We start from the raw sequence: 17,255 nt of genomic DNA, 5'->3' as shown, positions 1-17,255 counted from the left end.
TGAAAGGAATCGTTGAAAGAAACGAATGAGCGCTTGGTCCGGCCGGTTCCTGCAGTACGTGTCGCAAAGGAAACGCCCACAAAAAACCGGGCGCAAGAAACTTGGGCCCGGTGATTGATTTTACGCGGACTCACGAAGGCAGGTCTTCTGCTTCTTCATATAACCCGCATACGCCGTGGTTTCTACAATCGGAGGATGTTGTTTAACGATCCTGCGGCCGACGCCCACCCTCCAGCGCTGCCGCTGCTCCAGAACCTGAACGCGGAGCAACTCGCCGCGGTCACGTTGCCTGAAGGCAACGCTCTCATCCTGGCAGGCGCCGGCTCCGGCAAGACGCGGGTGCTCACCACCCGCATCGCCTGGCTGCTGCAGACGGGCCAGGTCTCCGCTGGCGGCATCCTCGCCGTGACCTTCACGAACAAGGCCGCCAAGGAAATGATGACGCGCCTGACGGCCATGCTGCCCGTCAACGTGCGCGGCATGTGGATCGGCACTTTCCACGGCCTGTGCAACCGCCTGCTGCGCGCGCACTGGAAGCTGGCCAACCTGCCTTCCACCTTCCAGATCCTCGACACGCAGGACCAGCTCTCGGCCATCAAGCGCCTGATGAAGCAGTTCAACGTCGACGACGAGCGCTTTCCCGCCAAGCAGACCCAGTGGTTCATCGCCGGAGCCAAGGAAGACGGCCTGCGCCCCGACGCCATCGAGGTTCGCAGCGACGACGACCGCAAGAAGGTCGAGCTCTACCGCCTGTACGAGGAGCAGTGCCAGCGCGAAGGCGTGGTCGATTTCGGCGAGCTCATGCTGCGCAGCTACGAACTGCTGCGCGACAACGAACCCGTGCGCGAGCACTACCAGCGGCGCTTCCGCCACATCCTGATCGACGAGTTCCAGGACACCAACCGCCTGCAGTACGCGTGGATCAAGATGCTCGCGGGCAATACCGTCGAAGGCCGTTTCGTGCCCGGCCAGCACAACAGCGTGATCGCAGTGGGCGACGACGACCAGAGCATCTACGCCTTCCGCGGTGCGCGCGTGGGCAACATGACCGACTTCGTGCGCGAGTTCGACGTGCGCCACCAGATCAAGCTGGAGCAGAACTACCGCAGCTACAGCAACATCCTCGACTCGGCCAATGAGCTCATCGGCCACAACAAGAAGCGCCTGGGCAAGAACCTGCGCACCGACCAGGGCCCCGGCGAGCCCGTGCGCGTGTACGAGTCGCCCACCGACCTCGCCGAGGCGCAATGGATGGTCGAGGAAATGCGCCAGCTCGTGCGCGACGGCTACGAGCGCAAGGAAATGGCCGTGCTCTACCGCAGCAATGCGCAGAGCCGTGTGATCGAAACAGCGCTCTTCAATGCCTCCGTGCCGTACCGCGTGTACGGCGGCCTGCGCTTCTTCGAGCGCGCCGAAATCAAGCATGCGCTGGCCTACCTGCGCCTGCTGGAGAACAAGGACGACGACACCAGCTTTCTGCGCGTCGTCAACTTCCCGCCGCGCGGCATCGGCGCGCGCACGCTCGAAACCCTTCAGGACGCCGCGCGCGCGGCCAACCGCTCGCTGCACGACGCGGTGAGCGTGGTCGGCGGCAAGGCGGGCGCGAACCTCACCGGCTTCGTCGCCAAGATCGACGTGCTGCGCGAGCAGACCCAGGGCGTGAGCCTGCGCGAGATCATCGAGCTGGTGCTCGACCACAGCGGGCTGGTGGAGCACTACAGGGCCGACCGCGAAGGCGCCGACCGTATCGAGAACCTGGAAGAACTGGTGAACGCGGCCGAGAGCTTCGTCACGCAGGAAGGCTTCGGCCGCGACGCCGTGGCGCTGCCGGTCGACGAGCTGCGGCAGTCGCCCGCGAGCCAGGGGCTGGACCCGAACCGGCCGGTGCTCGATGAGCCCCTCGCGCCTGACGCGGAAACCGGCGAAACGCTGAGCCCGTTGGCGGCCTTCCTCACGCACGCCGCGCTCGAATCCGGCGACAACCAGGCGCAGGCGGGGCAGGACGCGGTGCAGCTCATGACCGTGCACGCCGCCAAGGGCCTGGAGTTCGACTGCGTGTTCATCACCGGCATGGAAGAGGGCCTGTTCCCGCACGAGAACTCGATGAGCGACTTCGAGAGCCTCGAGGAAGAGCGCCGCCTGATGTACGTGGCGATCACGCGTGCCCGCAAGCGCCTGTACCTGAGCCACTCGCAGACCCGCATGCTGCACGGCCAGACCCGCTACAACGTCAAGAGCCGCTTCTTCGACGAGCTGCCCGAAGGCGCCCTCAAGTGGCTCACGCCCAAGAACCAGGGATTCACGCCCTCGGCCTTCGGCTACGGCGGCGGCTACGGAAGCACGCGCGGCGGCGCCGGCGGCTACAGTGGCGGCTATGGCGGCGGTTCAGGAGGCGGAAGCAGCCGCGGCGACAAGGACACCTTCGCCAGCCCGCCCGTGCCGCCGCAGAAGGCGGCACCCTCGCACGGCCTGCGCTCTGGCATGCAGGTGTTCCACAACAAGTTCGGCGAAGGCACGGTGACCGCTCTGGAGGGCACCGGGGACGATGCGCGCGCGCAGGTCAAGTTCGCGCGTCATGGCGTGAAGTGGCTGGCGCTGTCGGTGGCCAAGCTGACGCCGATCTGATCCGGCGCCCGGCGGGCGCCTGCCGCGTCGGCGGCGCTCAGTCGGGATTGAAGGTGTCGCGGAAGGTGAACCAGTTCGACGCCTGCGTCATCGCCGCGAGCGTCAGCACCGTGCCGAGCATCAGGAGGTTGCCGGCGGTCATCGCGCCGGTGTCCGAGCCCAGCGAGCCCACGCCGATCACGATGGTGCCCACCAGCGCCGCCGCCAGCAGGCCGAGCAGCAGCACGCCGCACCACGCCAGCCAGTACAGCGCGTAGGCGCCGAAGTTGCGGAACATCGCGACCAGGCTGAAGAAGATGCTCTTCACCGGCTCCACCCGGTGCCAGTGAACCAGCGCGGGCGCATGCCAGATGGCCGCGATCAGCGGCAGCGTGAGGCACATCTGGAGCAGGTTGGCCAGCTGGAAGCGGCTGCTTTCCATCACTTCCTTGGCGGGAGCCTCGCCGGCGAAGTAGCTGCGCATGAACTGGCCGCCGTCGACCACCGCGGTCACGAACACCGTCAGCAGGCAGTACACCGCCGAGATCACGCCCAGCACAGCCAGCGAGCGCCATTCCGTCCGCATGGCCTGCGCCACCGACAGGAACATGAGCGCGCCGGTGGGCTTCCTCGGGCCGGCCGTGCCGTCATCCGCCGCGGCCTTGTCGCTGGCGGAGGCATCGGCCACCGACGCTGCGACCATGAAGCCCAGCGTGGAGAAGGGCAGGAGCACGAATGGAAGGAACCTGCCGATCACCGGCAGCAGGGAGATCGTCGAGATCAGCGCCATGAACAGCATGAACAGCGACACGAAGGCGAGCGGCTGCCGCCAGAAGTTCCTGAGCCCGAGGCGGACCCATTCCACACCGGTTCGCGCCGGCACGAGGTTGAGTTTCATGTGTGAAGGTCAGGCAGCCAGCAGCGGCTCGAGGGCCTGCGCCACGGCATGCGGATGGGTGGCGCGCTCGCGCAGCACGCGCTCGAAGTGCGTGGGGTCATGGGGCTTGAGCATGCTCGCCTCGCGCGGCAGATGGAAGTCCCAGAGGCGGGAAATCCAGAAGCGCAGCGCGGCGGCGCGCAGCATCGCGGGCAGCAGGGCGCGCTCGGCCGCGTTCAGCGCGCGCACGGATTCATAGGCCGACAGCAGCGCGTCGGCGCGCTCGGCGTCGTGGCGGCCGGTCAGCAGGTCGATGGCCCAGTCGTTCAGGCACACGGCCAGGTCGAACAGCCAGGTGTCGGTTCCGGCGAAATAGAAGTCGAACACGCCGGTCAGGCGCGGGGCGGCATCGGCTTGGCCGTCGGTCGCGAACATCACGTTGTCGCGGAACATGTCGGCGTGCACCGGGCCGCGCGGCAACGCCGCATAGGCCGACGACTCGGCGACGTGGTTCTGGTAGGCCAGCTCGGCACGCAGCAGGGCGGCCTGATGCTCCTCGATGTACGGCAGCACGACCGGCACCGTCTCGTTCCACCAGGGCAGGCCGCGCAGGTTGGGCTGGATGCGCGGGTAGTCGCGCCCCGCGAGGTGCATGCGCGCCAGCATCGCGCCCAGTTCGGTGCAGTGCGCGGCGGTCGGAGCCAGTTCGCTGCGGCCCGAGAGCTTCTGCACGACGGCGGCCGGCTTGCCGGCGACGAGGTGCAGCAGGTCGCACGCAGCCTCGGCCGGCACCGGCGGCTGCTGGCCCTTGCGGGGCTTGCCGGCGGCTTCATGCTCCGGCCGGGGCAGCGCGACCGGCGCGGGCACCGGCAGGCCGGCGTCCGCCAGGTGCTTCATCAGGCAAAGGTAGTAAGGCAGCTGTTCGGCGCTCAGGCGCTCGAACAGCGTCAGCACGAACTCGCCGGACTCGGTGGTCGCGAAGTAGTTGGTGTTCTCGATGCCGCCCTCGATGCCGCGCAACTCGCGCAGCGGGCCCAGACCCAGGCTCTGGACGAGCGCGTCTGCCTCGCCGAAGCCGACTTCGGTAAAAACTGCCATGGCGGTACTCAGCGCCGCATTGCTGCCGCGAAAACCAGAACGGAAGACCTCATTGCGGTCAGAACTTCATCACGTTCCAGACGCGAGGGCCGTTGGCGCCCGTTTCGCTCGAACCCTGGCGGCCCGTGGCGGCGTCTGCCGGCAGCACTTCGTAGCCGGGCATGTTCGATTTGGGCTTGACGTTGATGCTCTGGGTGCGGCCGCCGTAGCGGACTTCGTCGACAGAGGCGCCGCTGTCCTCGGTGTGGATGTTTTCCACCTTCTGGTTGCGCCGGCCCTCTGCCTTGGCCTGCTCCTGATTTGGGAGCGCCTCGGCCGGAGCCGCCGCGGGGGCGGGCGTGGCCTGCTGCGCCTGCACGGCGGCAAAGGGGGTTGCGAAGGCCAGCGCCAGCAGGATGCGGCGGGCGACCAGGAGTGTGGAGCTAGGCATGCATGCATTGTAGGCTTGCGCCCGGTTGCGGGGCGTCGGTTGACACCTCACGCCGTCGTGGTTCCGGGCGCCGCTGCGGGCACGGCAAAATGGTCCGATGACCGACAAGAAAACGCTGCTGCTCGTCGATGGCTCGAGCTACCTTTACCGCGCCTTCCACGCCATGCCCGACCTGCGGGCCGTGCCCGGCGACCCCAAGAGCCCGGCGACCGGCGCCATCCGCGGAATGATCAACATGATGACCGCGCTGCGCCGCGAGGTGCGCGCGGACTACGCGGCCTGCATCTTCGACGCTCCCGGCAAGACTTTCCGCGACGACTGGTACCCCGAGTACAAGGCCAACCGCTCGCCGATGCCTGACGACCTGCGCAGCCAGATCGAACCCATCCACGAAGTGGTGAAGCTGCTCGGCTGGCCCGTGCTCAGCGTGCCCGACGTGGAGGCCGACGACGTCATCGGCACGCTCGCCAGGGTCGCCGCCTCGCAGGGCATCGAAGTCATCGTATCCAGCGGCGACAAGGACCTGAGCCAGCTGGTCGACGAGCACATCACCATCATCGACACGATGAACGGCAAGAGGCGCGACGTGGCCGGCGTCACGGCCGAGTTCGGCGTGCCGCCCAACCTGATGATCGACTACCAGACGCTGGTGGGCGACTCGGTCGACAACGTGCCCGGCGTTCCCAAGGTGGGCCCCAAGACGGCCGCCAAGTGGCTGCTCGAATACGGCTCGCTCGACGCGCTGATCGAACGCGCCGCCGAAGTGAAGGGCGCGGCGGGCGAGAACCTGCGCCAGGCCATGGACCAGCTGCCGCTGAGCAGGCGCCTCGTGACCATCCGCACCGACTGCGACCTCGACGGCCACGTCACGGGCCTGCCCTCGCTCGAAGGCCTGCCGGTGGGCGCGCCGCAGACGGCCGAGCTGAAGCCGTTCTACGAGAAGTTCGGCTTCAAGAGCCTGGTCAAGGCGCTCGAGACGCAGGCCGTGCCGCCCGAGCTGATCGAGGAAAACAACAAGAAGAAGGCGGCTTCCGCCGCGGCCGGCTCCGACCAGGGCGGCCTGTTCGACGAGCCCTCCGACATGCAGGCGCTGGAGGCGGCTTCTCCCGCCAGCAACCTGAAGTACGACACCATCACCACCTGGGAGCAGCTCGACGGCTGGCTTGCGAAGCTCGAGGCGGCGGAGCTTGCGGCCATCGACACCGAGACCACCTCGCTCGACGAGATGGTCGCGCAGATCGTCGGCATCAGCTTCAGCGTCACGCCAGGCGAGGCGGCCTACATCCCGCTCACGCACAACTACCCCGACGCGCCCGAGCAGTTGCCGCTCGACGAAGTGCTGGCAAAGCTCAGGCCCTGGCTGGAGAACGGCGCCAAGAAGAAGCTCGGCCAGCACATCAAGTACGACCGGCACGTGTTCGCCAACCACGGCATCGAGGTGCAGGGCTACGCGCACGACACCATGCTGCAGAGCTACGTGCTCGAAGTGCACAAGCCGCACGGCCTCTCCAGCCTGGCCGAGCGCCACCTGGGCCGCAGCGGCATCTCGTACGAAGACCTGTGCGGCAAGGGCGCGCACCAGATCCCGTTCAGCCAGGTCGACATCGCCAAGGCCGCCGAGTACTCGTGCGAGGACAGCGACCAGACGCTGGACGTGCACAACACGCTGTGGCCGCGCCTGCAGGCCGACGAGAAGCTGGGCTTCATCTACCAGCTCGAGATGGATTCGAGCGAGGCGCTCTATCGCGTGGAGCGCAACGGCGTGCTGATCGACGCTCCCACGCTGGCCGGGCAGAGCCACGAGCTCGGCAAGCGCATCATGGAGCTGGAGCAGGAGGCCTACGACATCGCGGGCCAGCCCTTCAACCTCGGCTCGCCCAAGCAGATCGGCGAGATCTTCTTCACCAAGCTGGGCCTGCCCGTGGTCAAGAAGACGCCGAGTGGTGCGCCCAGCACCGACGAAGAGGTGCTGGAGAAGCTGGCCGAAGACTACCCGCTGCCGGCCAAGATCCTCGAGCACCGCAGCCTGTCGAAGCTCAAGGGCACCTACACCGACAAGCTCGGCCAGCTCGCCAATCCGCGCACCGGCCGCGTGCATACGCACTATGCGCAGGCGGTGGCCGTCACTGGCCGGCTGAGCAGCAACGATCCCAACCTGCAGAACATCCCGATCCGCACGCCCGAAGGCCGACGCGTGCGCGAGGCCTTCGTGGCGCCTGCCGGCAGCGTGATCGCCAGCGCCGACTACTCGCAGATCGAGCTGCGCATCATGGCCCACATCAGTGGCGACGAATCGCTGCTGCGCGCCTTCACCGACGGCATCGACGTGCACCGCGCCACGGCCGCCGAGGTGTTCGGCTCCACGCCCGACCAGGTTTCGAGCGAGCAGCGCCGCTACGCCAAGGTCATCAATTTCGGCCTGATCTACGGCATGAGCAGCTTCGGCCTCGCGAAGAACCTGGGCATCGAGAACAAGGCCGCGGCCTCGTACATCGAGCGCTACTTCGCGCGCTATCCGGGCGTGAAGGCCTACATGGACGAGACCAAGGCGCTCGCCAAGGAGCAGGGCTACGTCGAAACCGTGTTCGGCCGGCGCCTGTACCTGCCCGAGATCAACTCGCCCAACGGCCCGCGCCGCGGCGGCGCCGAGCGCGCGGCCATCAATGCGCCGATGCAGGGCACGGCGGCCGACCTCATCAAGCTCAGCATGGTGAAGGTACAGAACGTGCTTGACGAGGAGAAACGCGCCACGAAGATGATCATGCAGGTGCACGACGAGCTGGTGTTCGAAGTGCCCGAGGCCGAGATCGAGTGGGTGCGCACCGAGATCCCGCGCATCATGGCCGGCGTCGCCTCGCTGAAGGTGCCTCTCCTGGCCGAGATCGGCATCGGCCCCAACTGGGACAAGGCGCATTGACCCTGAGAACGGGCAAGCAAGAACAAGAAGACAGCAGGGATCAAGGACGAGACAACCAGCCAGCCAGAGAAGAAAGAAACCAGAGAACATGAAGAACAACCGATTCCCTCATCGCAAATTCCTGCTCGCCGCCGTCTGCGCGGCCTTCCTCGGCACCGCCTTCGCGGCGCCCGACGCCAAGATCGCCGCGCTCGCCGCCAAGGAAAAGCCGGCCCTGCTCGACACGCTGAAGGAGCTGGTCTCCATCGAGTCCGGCAGCCGCGACCTCGACGGCCTCGAGAAGATCTCCGACCTCATCGCCGCGAAGTTCAAGGCGCTGGGCGGCGAAGTCGAGCTCATCGACCCGAGCGCCGATGCCTACCGCATGGAAGACACGCCCGAGAAAATCGGCCGCGTGATGCGCGCCACCTTCAAGGGCACCGGCAAGAAGAAGATCCTGCTGATCGCGCACATGGACACGGTCTACACCGTGGGCATGATCAACAGGCAGCCCTTCCGCATCGACGGCGACAAGGCCTACGGCCTGGGCATCGCCGACGACAAGCAGGGCGTGGCCGTCATCACGCACATCGTGTCGATGCTGCAGGCGATGAAGTTCAAGGAATACGGCACGCTCACCGTGCTCATCAACGGCGACGAGGAAATCAGTTCGCCGGGCGCGCGCTCCCTCATCACGCGCATGGGCAGCGAGCACGATGCGGTGCTGTCCTTCGAAGGCGCCTCCATCAAGGACGACAAGCTCTCGCTCGCCACCGCGGGCATCGCCTCTGTCACGCTGAACGTCACGGGCAAGGCCTCGCACGCGGGTTCGGCGCCCGAGCTGGGCGTGAATGCGCTCTATGAGCTCTCGCACCAGATCCTGCAGATGCGCGACCTCTCGGACCCCGCCACGGGCCTGAAGATGAACTGGACCATCTCCAAGTCGGGAACCAACCGCAACGTGATTCCGGCCAGCGCCACCGCCGCGGCCGACGTGCGCGTGCTGAAGGTGAGTGACTACGACCGCATCGAGCAGCAGGTGAACGAGCGCGTGAAGAAGCAGCTCATTCCCGAAGCCAAGGTCGAGCTGAAGTTCGAGCGCCGCCGTCCGCCGCTGGAGTCATCCGAAGCCTCGGTCGCCATGGCCCGCCATGCGCAGCAGATCTACAAGGACGAGCTCGGCCTGCCACTGGGTGCCGACGACAAGGCGGCCGGTGGCGGCACCGACGCGGCCTTCGCGGCGCTGAAGACCAAGGCGCCGGTGGTCGAGCGCTTCGGCCTGCAAGGCTTCGGCGCGCATTCGGCCGACGCCGAGTACGTGCTGGTCAACTCGATCGAGCCGCGTCTGTACCTCGGCACCCGCATGGTCATGGACCTGGCGCGGGGGAAGGCCGCCTCGGGCAACTGATCGGCTGACCGACTGAACCGCCGCTCGCGATGCGCCTGCGCCACATCGAGGTCTTCAACGCGATCATGCTCACGGGCAGCGTGAGCGCGGCGGCGCGGCTCATCAACATCACGCAGCCGGCGGTGAGTCGCACGCTGCAGCATGCCGAGCTGCAGCTGGGCTTTCCGCTCTTCCAGCGCGCCAAGGGGCGGCTCACGCCGACCACCGAGGCGCTCACGCTGTATCCGCACATCGAGCGGCTGTTCGCGCAGCTCGACGAGGTGCAGCGGCTCGCCGCCAACCTGCGCACGGCGGGCGACACGGGCGAGCTGCGCATCCTGAGCGTGCTGGCGTTGAGCTACGACATCCTGCCGCGCGCGCTCAAGGCCTTCCGCGAGAAGCACCCGGGCTACGCGATCACGGTGGAGTCGCTGCATTCGCCGCAGATCATGTCGGCGCTGCTGCTGCAGGAAGCCGACGTGGGCTTCGCCTTCAGCCCGGCGGTGCACCCCTCGCTCACGCAGGAGACGTTGGCCGACAGCCGCATGGTCTGCATCGCACCCAAGGGCATGCTGCCGCGCGCGCTGGTGCGCAACGGCTCGGTGGCGCTGCACGACCTCGTCGACCGGCCGGTGATCGGCCTGGACAGCCGCGACCCCGTGGGCACCAGCCTGAGCCAGGCCTGCCGGCAGGCGGGCGTCGGCTTCCAGCAGGCGGTGGTCACGGTGCAGACTTACCACGCGGCGCTGGCCATGGCGCACCACGGCATCGGCATCGCACTGGTCGACGGCTGCACCGCGCGCTCGGCCGACCGCGAGAAGGTGGATGTGTTGACGCTGGAGCCGCACATCCCGGTGCCGATCCGCGCGCTGCGCTTCGCGGCGCGGCCCGACTCGGTGGCAGTGCGCGAAATCACCCGCTGCATGCAGCAGGCGATCCAGGACACGATCTAGGGTCTAAGAGCCTGTGCAACGCGCAGCGCCGAACCAAAGGCCAGCGTGAAGCCCAGCGCGCCGTGGCCGGTATTGAACAGCATGTTCGGCGGCGCGCTCGCCAGCCGGCCGATGATCGGCAGCCCCTTGGGCGTGGCGGGGCGCATGCCGGTCCATGGATGCAGCTCCTCGAGCCGGCTCGCGTGCGGGAAGACAGCGCGCGTGGCGGCCGCCAGTGTCTCGATGCGCGCGGCCGGAATGCTCGCGTCGTGCCCCACCAGCTCGGCCATGCCCGCTACGCGCAGCCGCGAGCCGATGCGCGCGAACACCACCTTGCGCGCGCTGTCGGTCACGTTCACGCGCGGTGCGGCACCGGGCGCGGGGTCGACATCCACCGTGATGCTGTAGCCCTTGAGCGGATACACCGGCAAGTAGGCGCCAAGCGCACGCCCCAGCTCGTGCGAGGCCGAGCCCAGCGCCATCACGAAGGCATCGGCCTGCACGTCGCCGCTGCTGGTGCGAGCGGCGGCGATGCGGCTTCCGCTGCGCACGAAGCCGTGCACGTCGGTGCCGGGCATGAAGCGCACGCCGCGCGCGCCCAGTGCCTTCGTCAGCTCGATGCACACCTTGAGGCAGTCGGCCGCGCATTCGCTCGGCGTGTAGACGGCGCCCGCCATCCGGTCGCGGTAGCTGGCCAGCGCGGGTTCGATGGCGATGCATTCCTCGGGCGTCACCAGCCGCTGCTCGCTGCCCATGGTGCGCTGCAGTTCGAGCTGCGCGCGCGCACCTTCGAGCGAGGCGGTGCTGGCGTACAGCACCAGCTTGCCGGTGGCGGAGAAATCGCAGTCGGGCGAAAGCTCGGCGCGCATGGCCTCGAACTCGACGCGGCTCGACGCGGCCAGTTCCAGCAGCCGTGCGGTGGTGTCGCGCGAGGTGCGCGCGTTGCAGGCCGCGAGAAATTCCATGCCCCAGCGCCATTGCAGCGGATCGAGCTGCGGGCGCAGCTTCAGCGGCGAGGTGGGCGACAGCAGCAGCTTGGGCAGCTGCTTCCAGATCGACGGATCGGCCAGCGGCTGCACGTACGAGTAGCTGAGTTGCGCGCCGTTGCCGCCGCTCGCACCCGAGCCGGGGGCGGCGCGGTCGATCACGGTGACCTGATGGCCCTGGCGCTCGAGCTGCCAGGCGGTCGCCAGGCCCACGATGCCGGCGCCGAGCACACATACATGCATGGAGGCAGCTTTCCGCAGAGATGGATTGATCGAATGTTCGGGAGAACGGTGCCGTGACTGTAGGCGTGCGCGGCCCGGTGCGGAAATGCCAAAAGAACCCCCGCCCATAACCTTTGGGCATGGATCAGCTTTCTATTGGAATTTGTGGTTTTGTTTCTCCCGTTCCTACACTGGCCGCCTGTTCAGTTCAACCGAATGAAGGCTCGAATGAAACTCTCCGTCCTGATGGCTTCCATGGCCGCCTCGTTGCTCTTCAGCGCCACGGGCGCGCAGGCCGCCGACACGCTCGCCAAGATCGCCGAGTCCGGCAAGATCACGCTGGCATACCGTGAATCGTCGGTGCCCTTCAGTTATCTCGACGGTCCCAACAAGCCGATCGGGATGGCGGTCGATCTCTCCAACGCCGTGGTCGAGGCGGTGAAGAAGAAGCTGAACAAGCCCAACCTGCAGGTGGCGCTGATGCCCGTGACCTCGCAGAACCGCATTCCGCTGATCACCAACGGCACCATCGACCTGGAGTGCGGCTCCACCACCAACAACACCGCGCGCGGCAAGGACGTGGCCTTCGCCATCAACCACTTCTATACCGGCACGCGCCTGCTGGTGAAGAAGTCTTCGAAGATCAGGAACTACGCCGATCTCGCGAAGAAGACCGTGACCAGCACCACCGGCACCACCAACGTGCTGGTCATGCGAAAGTACAACACCGAGAAGAACCTCGGCATGGACATCGTGCTCGGCAAGGACCATGCCGATGCCTTCCTGCTGGTAGAGAGCGACCGCGCCGTGGCCTTCGCCATGGACGACATCCTGCTGTATGGCCTGATCGCCAACTCCAAGTCGCCGGCCGACTACGAGGTGGTGGGCGACTCGCTGCAGGTCGAGCCCTACGCCTGCATGCTGCCCAAGGACGACCCCGCCTTCAAGAAGCTGGTGGACGACACCTTCGCCGGAATGATGAAGAGCGGCGAGTTCGAGAAGCTCTACAACAAGTGGTTCATGCAGCCGATCCCGCCGAAGAACGTGCCGCTCAACCTGCCGATGAGCCCGCAGCTGAAAGAGAACCTGAAGGCTCTCAGCGACAAACCGGCAACTTAAGTTCACCCCCCAGGCTGCGCGCATTTCGTGTCGCTGCGCCAACCCCCTTCCGGGGGGCAATACCAGCGGCCCGGCGAAGCCGGTTCCGCGGTATTCCTGAAAAAGAGACAGAGAGATCATGAGTTCGACCAACGTCGTTGGCATTCTTGGCGGCATGGGCCCGGCGGCGGGCGCCGACTTCGTGCGGCTCTTCGTGCAGGCCTGCGCGCAGCAGCTGCGTGCGCGCGGCGAGCCGGTGCGCGACCAGTCCTTTCCCGAGCACTGGCTGGCGCAGGTGCCGGTGCCCGACCGCACCGACGCGCTGGCTTCCACCGAGCAGGGCGCGCACCAGCCGCTGGAGCCGATGCTTCAGGCCATGGGGCGCCTCGCCGCGCTCGGCAGCCGGGCCGTGGCCATCGCCTGCAACACCGCCCATGCCTGGCACGCCAACCTGCAGGAGCGCTTTCCGCAGATCGAACTGCTGCACATGGCGCGCGAGACGGCGCGGCACCTTGCAGGGCAGGGCGCGACCGGCGTGGCGCTGATGGCCACCGAGGGCACCTACCGGGTGCGCCTCTACGAACAGGCTCTGGCCGAAGCCGGGCTGGGCTGCCACGTGCCGCTGCCCGAGGAGCGCCAGACAATCACGCGCGGCATCTTCGAAGGCGTGAAGGCGGGCAACATGCAGCTCGCCGAACAGTGCTTTTCCGATGTGGCGCTGAGGCTGGCCGAGCGGCATGGCCCGGTCACCATCATCATGGGCTGCACCGAGGTGCCGTTGGGCCTGCAGGGCTCGGCTGCGGTGGCAGGGCTCGATCTGGTCGATCCCGCTCAGGTGCTGGCGTCGGCACTGGCCCGGCGCGCCTACGGAACGAACCAACCCCGCTGAAGCTGGGGGGACATGGAGGCACCGGCCGATTTCGCCTACATTGCGGCGTGCGTTTTTTCACAGCGCCACGTCCCTTGTCCGACGATCCAACCGGAGCCCGATACATGCCTCTCGACGACGACAGCCGTTCCGACTTCGATTCGCTTCGCCCCGGCGACAGCACCGAGCAGGGCGCCACGCGCCGCACCGCCCTCAAGGCCGCCATCGGCGTCGGCTATGCCGCAGCCGTGATGCCCGTGATGGCGCAGACCGCCATCAGCACCCCGGCCGACGGCCTGAAGGCCGGCCCCATCAAGTACGCCGTCGGTGACTTCGAGGTGCCCGCCTATGCGGCGGCGCCCGCCGGCAAGACCGGCCTGCCGGTGATCCTCGTGATCCAGGAGATCTTCGGCGTGCACGAATACATCGCCGACACCTGCCGCCGCTTCGCCAGGCTCGGCTACCTGGCCATCGCGCCAGAGCTCTATGCCCGCCAGGGTGATCCGCGCGGCTACACCGACATTCCGAAGCTGCAGGCCGACATCGTCTCCAAGGTGCCCGACGCGCAGGTCATGGCCGACCTCGACGGTGCCCTGGCCTATGCCAGGGCCAATGGCGGCGACACCAGCAAGGCCGGCATCACCGGCTTCTGCTGGGGCGGGCGCATCGTCTGGCTCTATGCGGCCACGGGCAAGGTCAAGGCGGGCGTCGCCTGGTACGGCCGGCTGGTCGGCCAGGCCAGCGAACTCACGCCGAAACACCCCGTCGACATCGCCGCCGGCCTGCAGGCGCCGGTGCTCGGTCTCTACGGCGGAAAAGACCAGGGCATCCCCCTTGACACGGTTGATAAGATGAAAGCAGCTCTGGCAACCGGAACTCCGGCGGCCAAGGCCTCGAACTTCGTTGTGTATCCCGAAGCGGGCCACGCGTTCCATGCCGACTACCGCCCCAGCTACGTCAAGAGCGCGGCGGACGACGGCTGGCAGCGCGCCACGGCCTGGTTCAAAGCCAACGGCGTCGCCTGAAGACGGCGCCCGTCAGCCAACCCCGCCGAAGGCCGTCCCCGTGACGGCCTTTCTCTTTTATGAACGGTATGCGGCCCCTGAAACAGTTCCGGCGGCCGTCTTTCTTGCGCAAGCAGCTATGAATTTGATAGTCATCATCGCGGCGACCCTGGTTGCCGGTATCGGAAGCGTCTGGGTCGCGGCCCTGCTGTTGAAGGTGGGCGTGCGCAGCGGCTCGGGCGGCGTGAACCCGCAGCAGCTGCTGAGCCTGGCGGCCGGCGCGCTGCTCGCCACCGCGTTCATGCACCTGCTGCCCGAGGCCTTCGAAAGCCGCATCGAGCCCGCGCTGCTGTTCGGTGTACTGCTGTTCGGGCTGGTGTTCTTCTTCCTGCTCGACAAGGCGGAGCTGTGGCACCACGGGCACGAGCACCATCACGGCGAAGAGAAAAACGGGGCGGACGGCCACGATCACCACGGACATGACCACGCCCATGGCTCTTCCCACGCGCATGGCCACGACCACGACCACGCCCCCCGCACTGGCGGCTGGGCCGTGCTCACCGGTGACAGCGTGCACTGCTTCGGCGACGGCATCCTGATCGCCTCCGCCTTCACCGCCGACATCCGCCTGGGCCTGGTGGCCGCGCTGGCGGTGCTGGCGCACGAAATTCCGCACCACATCGGCGACCTCGTCGTGCTGCGCCAGAGCTCGGCCAACCAGCGCGCGGCGCTGGTGAAGGTGTCGCTCGCCGGCACCATGACCGCGCTGGGCGGCATCGCGGGCTGGTGGCTGGTCGACCAGCTGCACGGCCTGCTGCCGTATTTCCTGGTGCTGGCCGGCAGCAGTTTCGTCTACGTGGCGCTGGCCGACCTGATTCCGCAGCTGCAGAAGCGCCTGCCGGCCCGCCAGACGGCCGCGCAGATCCTGTGGCTGGCGGCAGGCATCGTGCTCGTCACGCTGGTGAGCCGCCTGGCGCACGGCGAACACGGGCACGATCACGGCCATGACGACCCCGGCCACGGGGAGCATGGACACGTGCACAAGGACTGATCCTCCGGCCCGGCGCGAAACTTTCCGACACCGAAGCCTCGCGCAGGATGAACCGCAACGGCGGAAACAGGCGCACCATAGGGGGCCAGTCAGAAATCAGCCGAGGAACAGATCATGAACGCCACCGTGCGATCCGCTTCGCCCGTCGAAGACGACGAGGACAACCTGCCCGCCGACGATTTCGAGGAGCCCGATGCCGACGTGGGTGACGATCTTTCGGAGGAAACGGGGATCGATCTTTCCGATGCGAGCGAACTCGACGCGGACAATGTGCCGGCCGACGAAGAATTCGACCGGGTCATGAACGCGCCCGACTGAGCCCCGCTCAGGCCGCCCTCACGCAGTCGTCTGGCGCCGCGTGATCACCTGCCCGTTGCGCACCCCGCAGTGCGCCCCGTTGCGCCACGTGAGGGCTCCATTCACGATCACTGCGTCGATGCCTTCGGCCGGCTGCATCGGCGATTCGTAGTTCGCGGTGTCGCGCACCGTCGCGGCATCGAAGATCACCACGTCGGCGTGGTGGCCCGGCTTCAGCGTGCCGCGTTCGTGCAGGCCGAAGTTGCGCGCCGTCAGCCCAGTCATCTTCCATACCGCCGTCTCCAGCGGGAAAAGCCCCACGTCGCGGCTGTAGTGCCCCAGCACGCGCGGGAAGGTGCCCCACAGGCGAGGATGCGGCTTGTCGCCCAGCGGAATGCCGTCGGAGCCGATCATGGTCTCGTCGAAGGCGAGGATGCGCTGCACGTCGTCCTCGTCCATCATGAAATAGATGGCGCTGCCGGGCTGCAGCCGCCTGGCCGCCTCCTCGCCAGACACGCCCCATCCGGCCGCGATGTCCTTCAGGTCGCGGCCCGCGCATTCGGGGTGCGGCACGCTCGAGGCGATGAGCACGCGGCCTTCCATCATCCCGCGGTCGGTGCGGATCATGGTGGAGCCTGCGGTGTACGGGTAGCAGTCGAGCCCGATGCACTGGTGCTTCATCGCCTCCTGGATGAAGGGCAGCGTCACCTTCGTCTTGCCGAAGTTGCGCGTGTTCTGCACCTTGTGGTGCGACACCACCACCGGAATGCCCAGCGCGCGGCCGATGTGGAAGGTTTCCTCCAGCGACTCGATCACGTGATCGCTTTCGTCGCGCATGTGCGTCACGTACAGCGCCTTGCGCGCGCTGAGCGGGCGGCCGACCTCGATGATCTCCTCGGTCGTCGCCTTCACCGCGGGCGGGTAGAAGGTGCCGGTCGAAAGGCCGATGGCGCCGGCCTGCATCGCTTCCTCGACCATCGCCTGCATGGCCTTGATCTCGGCCTCGTTCGCGGGCCGGTCGAGGTCGGCCATGGCCACGGCGCGCAGGGTCGAATGGCCCACCATCGCAGCGACGTTGACCGACGATGGCGTCGCGCGCAGCGCGTCGAGGTACGCGGCGAAGCTGGTGAAGCGGCCCTCGGCGGGCGAATCGAGCAGGCTCAGCGGCATGGGCAGGTCCATGTCGGCGCGCAGCGGTGCGGCGCTGATGCCGCAGTTGCCCGCCACCACCGTGGTCACGCCCTGCGACACCTTGAAGGGCATCTGCGCCTGCGACAGCACAGCCTGGTCGTCGTGCGTGTGCGAGTCGATGAAGCCCGGCGCGACGATGCGGCCGGTGGCGTCGATCGTCTGGTCCGCCGTATGGCCCGCGAGCTTGCCGATGGCGACGATGCGATCGCCCACGATGCCGATGTCGGCATCGAATCGCGGCGCCTTGGTGCCGTCGATCACGGTGCCGCCGCGGATCAGAAGTTCGTAGTGAGGTGGCTTTTCGGACACGGGAG

14 protein-coding genes are annotated in these 17,255 nt (G+C 67.4%); 9 read left to right on the top strand and 5 right to left on the bottom strand.

The window, feature by feature from the left end; translation table 11 throughout:
* Positions 1-195: 195 nt before the first annotated feature.
* Complete coding sequence (locus AC1VNX_RS25950; RefSeq protein WP_483160487.1) at positions 196-2,625, top strand: UvrD-helicase domain-containing protein; 2,430 nt, start codon at positions 196-198, stop codon at positions 2,623-2,625.
* A gap of 37 nt (positions 2,626-2,662) precedes the next feature.
* Here the strand turns inward: AC1VNX_RS25950 and AC1VNX_RS25945 are convergent, their stop codons facing one another.
* The 3 genes from AC1VNX_RS25945 to AC1VNX_RS25935 are packed head-to-tail and all read right to left on the bottom strand — an operon-like array spanning position 2,663 to position 5,009.
* Complete coding sequence (locus AC1VNX_RS25945; RefSeq protein ID WP_483160486.1) at positions 2,663-3,502, bottom strand: BPSS1780 family membrane protein; 840 nt, start codon at positions 3,500-3,502, stop codon at positions 2,663-2,665.
* Positions 3,503-3,511: 9 nt separating this feature from the next.
* Entirely contained in the window at positions 3,512-4,579 is a 1,068-nt protein-coding gene (locus AC1VNX_RS25940) for a homoserine kinase (protein WP_483160485.1), read from the bottom strand.
* A gap of 58 nt (positions 4,580-4,637) precedes the next feature.
* Entirely contained in the window at positions 4,638-5,009 is a 372-nt protein-coding gene (locus AC1VNX_RS25935) for a hypothetical protein (protein WP_483160484.1), read from the bottom strand.
* Positions 5,010-5,106: 97 nt separating this feature from the next.
* On the opposite strand from AC1VNX_RS25935, the gene polA reads away from it, so the two are divergent.
* The 3 genes from polA to AC1VNX_RS25920 all read left to right on the top strand — a co-directional run bounded on the left by polA (position 5,107) and on the right by AC1VNX_RS25920 (position 10,245).
* On the top strand, positions 5,107-7,926 hold the full coding sequence (gene polA, locus AC1VNX_RS25930; RefSeq protein WP_483160483.1) for a DNA polymerase I: 2,820 nt from the start codon (positions 5,107-5,109) through the stop codon (positions 7,924-7,926).
* Between the two features lie 88 nt (positions 7,927-8,014).
* Entirely contained in the window at positions 8,015-9,313 is a 1,299-nt protein-coding gene (locus AC1VNX_RS25925; protein WP_483160482.1) for a M20/M25/M40 family metallo-hydrolase, read from the top strand.
* 29 nt (positions 9,314-9,342) lie between these two features.
* On the top strand, positions 9,343-10,245 hold the full coding sequence (locus AC1VNX_RS25920) for a LysR family transcriptional regulator (protein ID WP_483160481.1): 903 nt from the start codon (positions 9,343-9,345) through the stop codon (positions 10,243-10,245).
* Here AC1VNX_RS25920 and AC1VNX_RS25915 read toward each other — a convergent pair.
* Positions 10,242-11,453: a D-amino acid dehydrogenase gene (locus tag AC1VNX_RS25915; protein ID WP_483160480.1), complete on the bottom strand. Its 1,212-nt coding sequence runs from the start codon at positions 11,451-11,453 to the stop codon at positions 10,242-10,244. The genes AC1VNX_RS25920 and AC1VNX_RS25915 overlap by 4 nt on opposite strands.
* Positions 11,454-11,660: 207 nt before the next feature.
* On the opposite strand from AC1VNX_RS25915, the gene AC1VNX_RS25910 reads away from it, so the two are divergent.
* The 5 genes from AC1VNX_RS25910 to AC1VNX_RS25890 all read left to right on the top strand — a co-directional run bounded on the left by AC1VNX_RS25910 (position 11,661) and on the right by AC1VNX_RS25890 (position 15,771).
* A complete protein-coding gene (locus AC1VNX_RS25910) occupies positions 11,661-12,551 on the top strand; it encodes a transporter substrate-binding domain-containing protein (protein WP_483160479.1) in 891 nt (296 codons plus the stop codon).
* 118 nt (positions 12,552-12,669) lie between these two features.
* Positions 12,670-13,419: an aspartate/glutamate racemase family protein gene (locus tag AC1VNX_RS25905; protein WP_483160478.1), complete on the top strand. Its 750-nt coding sequence runs from the start codon at positions 12,670-12,672 to the stop codon at positions 13,417-13,419.
* Positions 13,420-13,523: 104 nt separating this feature from the next.
* On the top strand, positions 13,524-14,423 hold the full coding sequence (locus AC1VNX_RS25900) for a dienelactone hydrolase family protein (protein ID WP_483160477.1): 900 nt from the start codon (positions 13,524-13,526) through the stop codon (positions 14,421-14,423).
* A gap of 118 nt (positions 14,424-14,541) precedes the next feature.
* Positions 14,542-15,453 (top strand): ZIP family metal transporter, encoded by a 912-nt coding sequence (locus tag AC1VNX_RS25895; RefSeq protein WP_483160476.1) that lies wholly within the window; start codon positions 14,542-14,544, stop codon positions 15,451-15,453.
* Positions 15,454-15,567: 114 nt separating this feature from the next.
* Positions 15,568-15,771 (top strand): hypothetical protein, encoded by a 204-nt coding sequence (locus AC1VNX_RS25890; protein ID WP_483160475.1) that lies wholly within the window; start codon positions 15,568-15,570, stop codon positions 15,769-15,771.
* Positions 15,772-15,789: 18 nt separating this feature from the next.
* On the opposite strand, the gene AC1VNX_RS25885 is transcribed toward AC1VNX_RS25890, so the two are convergent.
* Positions 15,790-17,250 (bottom strand): N-acyl-D-amino-acid deacylase family protein, encoded by a 1,461-nt coding sequence (locus tag AC1VNX_RS25885; RefSeq protein WP_483160474.1) that lies wholly within the window; start codon positions 17,248-17,250, stop codon positions 15,790-15,792.
* Positions 17,251-17,255: the final 5 nt, after the last annotated feature.

This window comes from Variovorax sp. TLI9-5A (assembly GCF_056867935.1).
Note: the sequence above shows the minus strand (reverse complement) of the source record. Positions and strands in the feature narration are given on the sequence as shown.

Excerpts from the sequence above, each read along its gene's own strand:
- AC1VNX_RS25910 (WP_483160479.1), top strand. The coding sequence starts at position 11,661 with ATGAAACTCTCCGTCCTGATGGCTTCCATGGCCGCCTCGTTGCTCTTC.
- AC1VNX_RS25895 (WP_483160476.1), top strand. The coding sequence starts at position 14,542 with ATGAATTTGATAGTCATCATCGCGGCGACCCTGGTTGCCGGTATCGGA.
- AC1VNX_RS25945 (WP_483160486.1), bottom strand. The coding sequence starts at position 3,502 with ATGAAACTCAACCTCGTGCCGGCGCGAACCGGTGTGGAATGGGTCCGC.
- AC1VNX_RS25925 (WP_483160482.1), top strand. The coding sequence starts at position 8,015 with ATGAAGAACAACCGATTCCCTCATCGCAAATTCCTGCTCGCCGCCGTC.
- AC1VNX_RS25915 (WP_483160480.1), bottom strand. The coding sequence starts at position 11,453 with ATGCATGTATGTGTGCTCGGCGCCGGCATCGTGGGCCTGGCGACCGCC.
- AC1VNX_RS25940 (WP_483160485.1), bottom strand. The coding sequence starts at position 4,579 with ATGGCAGTTTTTACCGAAGTCGGCTTCGGCGAGGCAGACGCGCTCGTC.
- AC1VNX_RS25905 (WP_483160478.1), top strand. The coding sequence starts at position 12,670 with ATGAGTTCGACCAACGTCGTTGGCATTCTTGGCGGCATGGGCCCGGCG.
- AC1VNX_RS25920 (WP_483160481.1), top strand. The coding sequence starts at position 9,343 with ATGCGCCTGCGCCACATCGAGGTCTTCAACGCGATCATGCTCACGGGC.
- AC1VNX_RS25900 (WP_483160477.1), top strand. The coding sequence starts at position 13,524 with ATGCCTCTCGACGACGACAGCCGTTCCGACTTCGATTCGCTTCGCCCC.
- polA (WP_483160483.1), top strand. The coding sequence starts at position 5,107 with ATGACCGACAAGAAAACGCTGCTGCTCGTCGATGGCTCGAGCTACCTT.
- AC1VNX_RS25950 (WP_483160487.1), top strand. The coding sequence starts at position 196 with ATGTTGTTTAACGATCCTGCGGCCGACGCCCACCCTCCAGCGCTGCCG.
- AC1VNX_RS25890 (WP_483160475.1), top strand. The coding sequence starts at position 15,568 with ATGAACGCCACCGTGCGATCCGCTTCGCCCGTCGAAGACGACGAGGAC.
- AC1VNX_RS25935 (WP_483160484.1), bottom strand. The coding sequence starts at position 5,009 with ATGCCTAGCTCCACACTCCTGGTCGCCCGCCGCATCCTGCTGGCGCTG.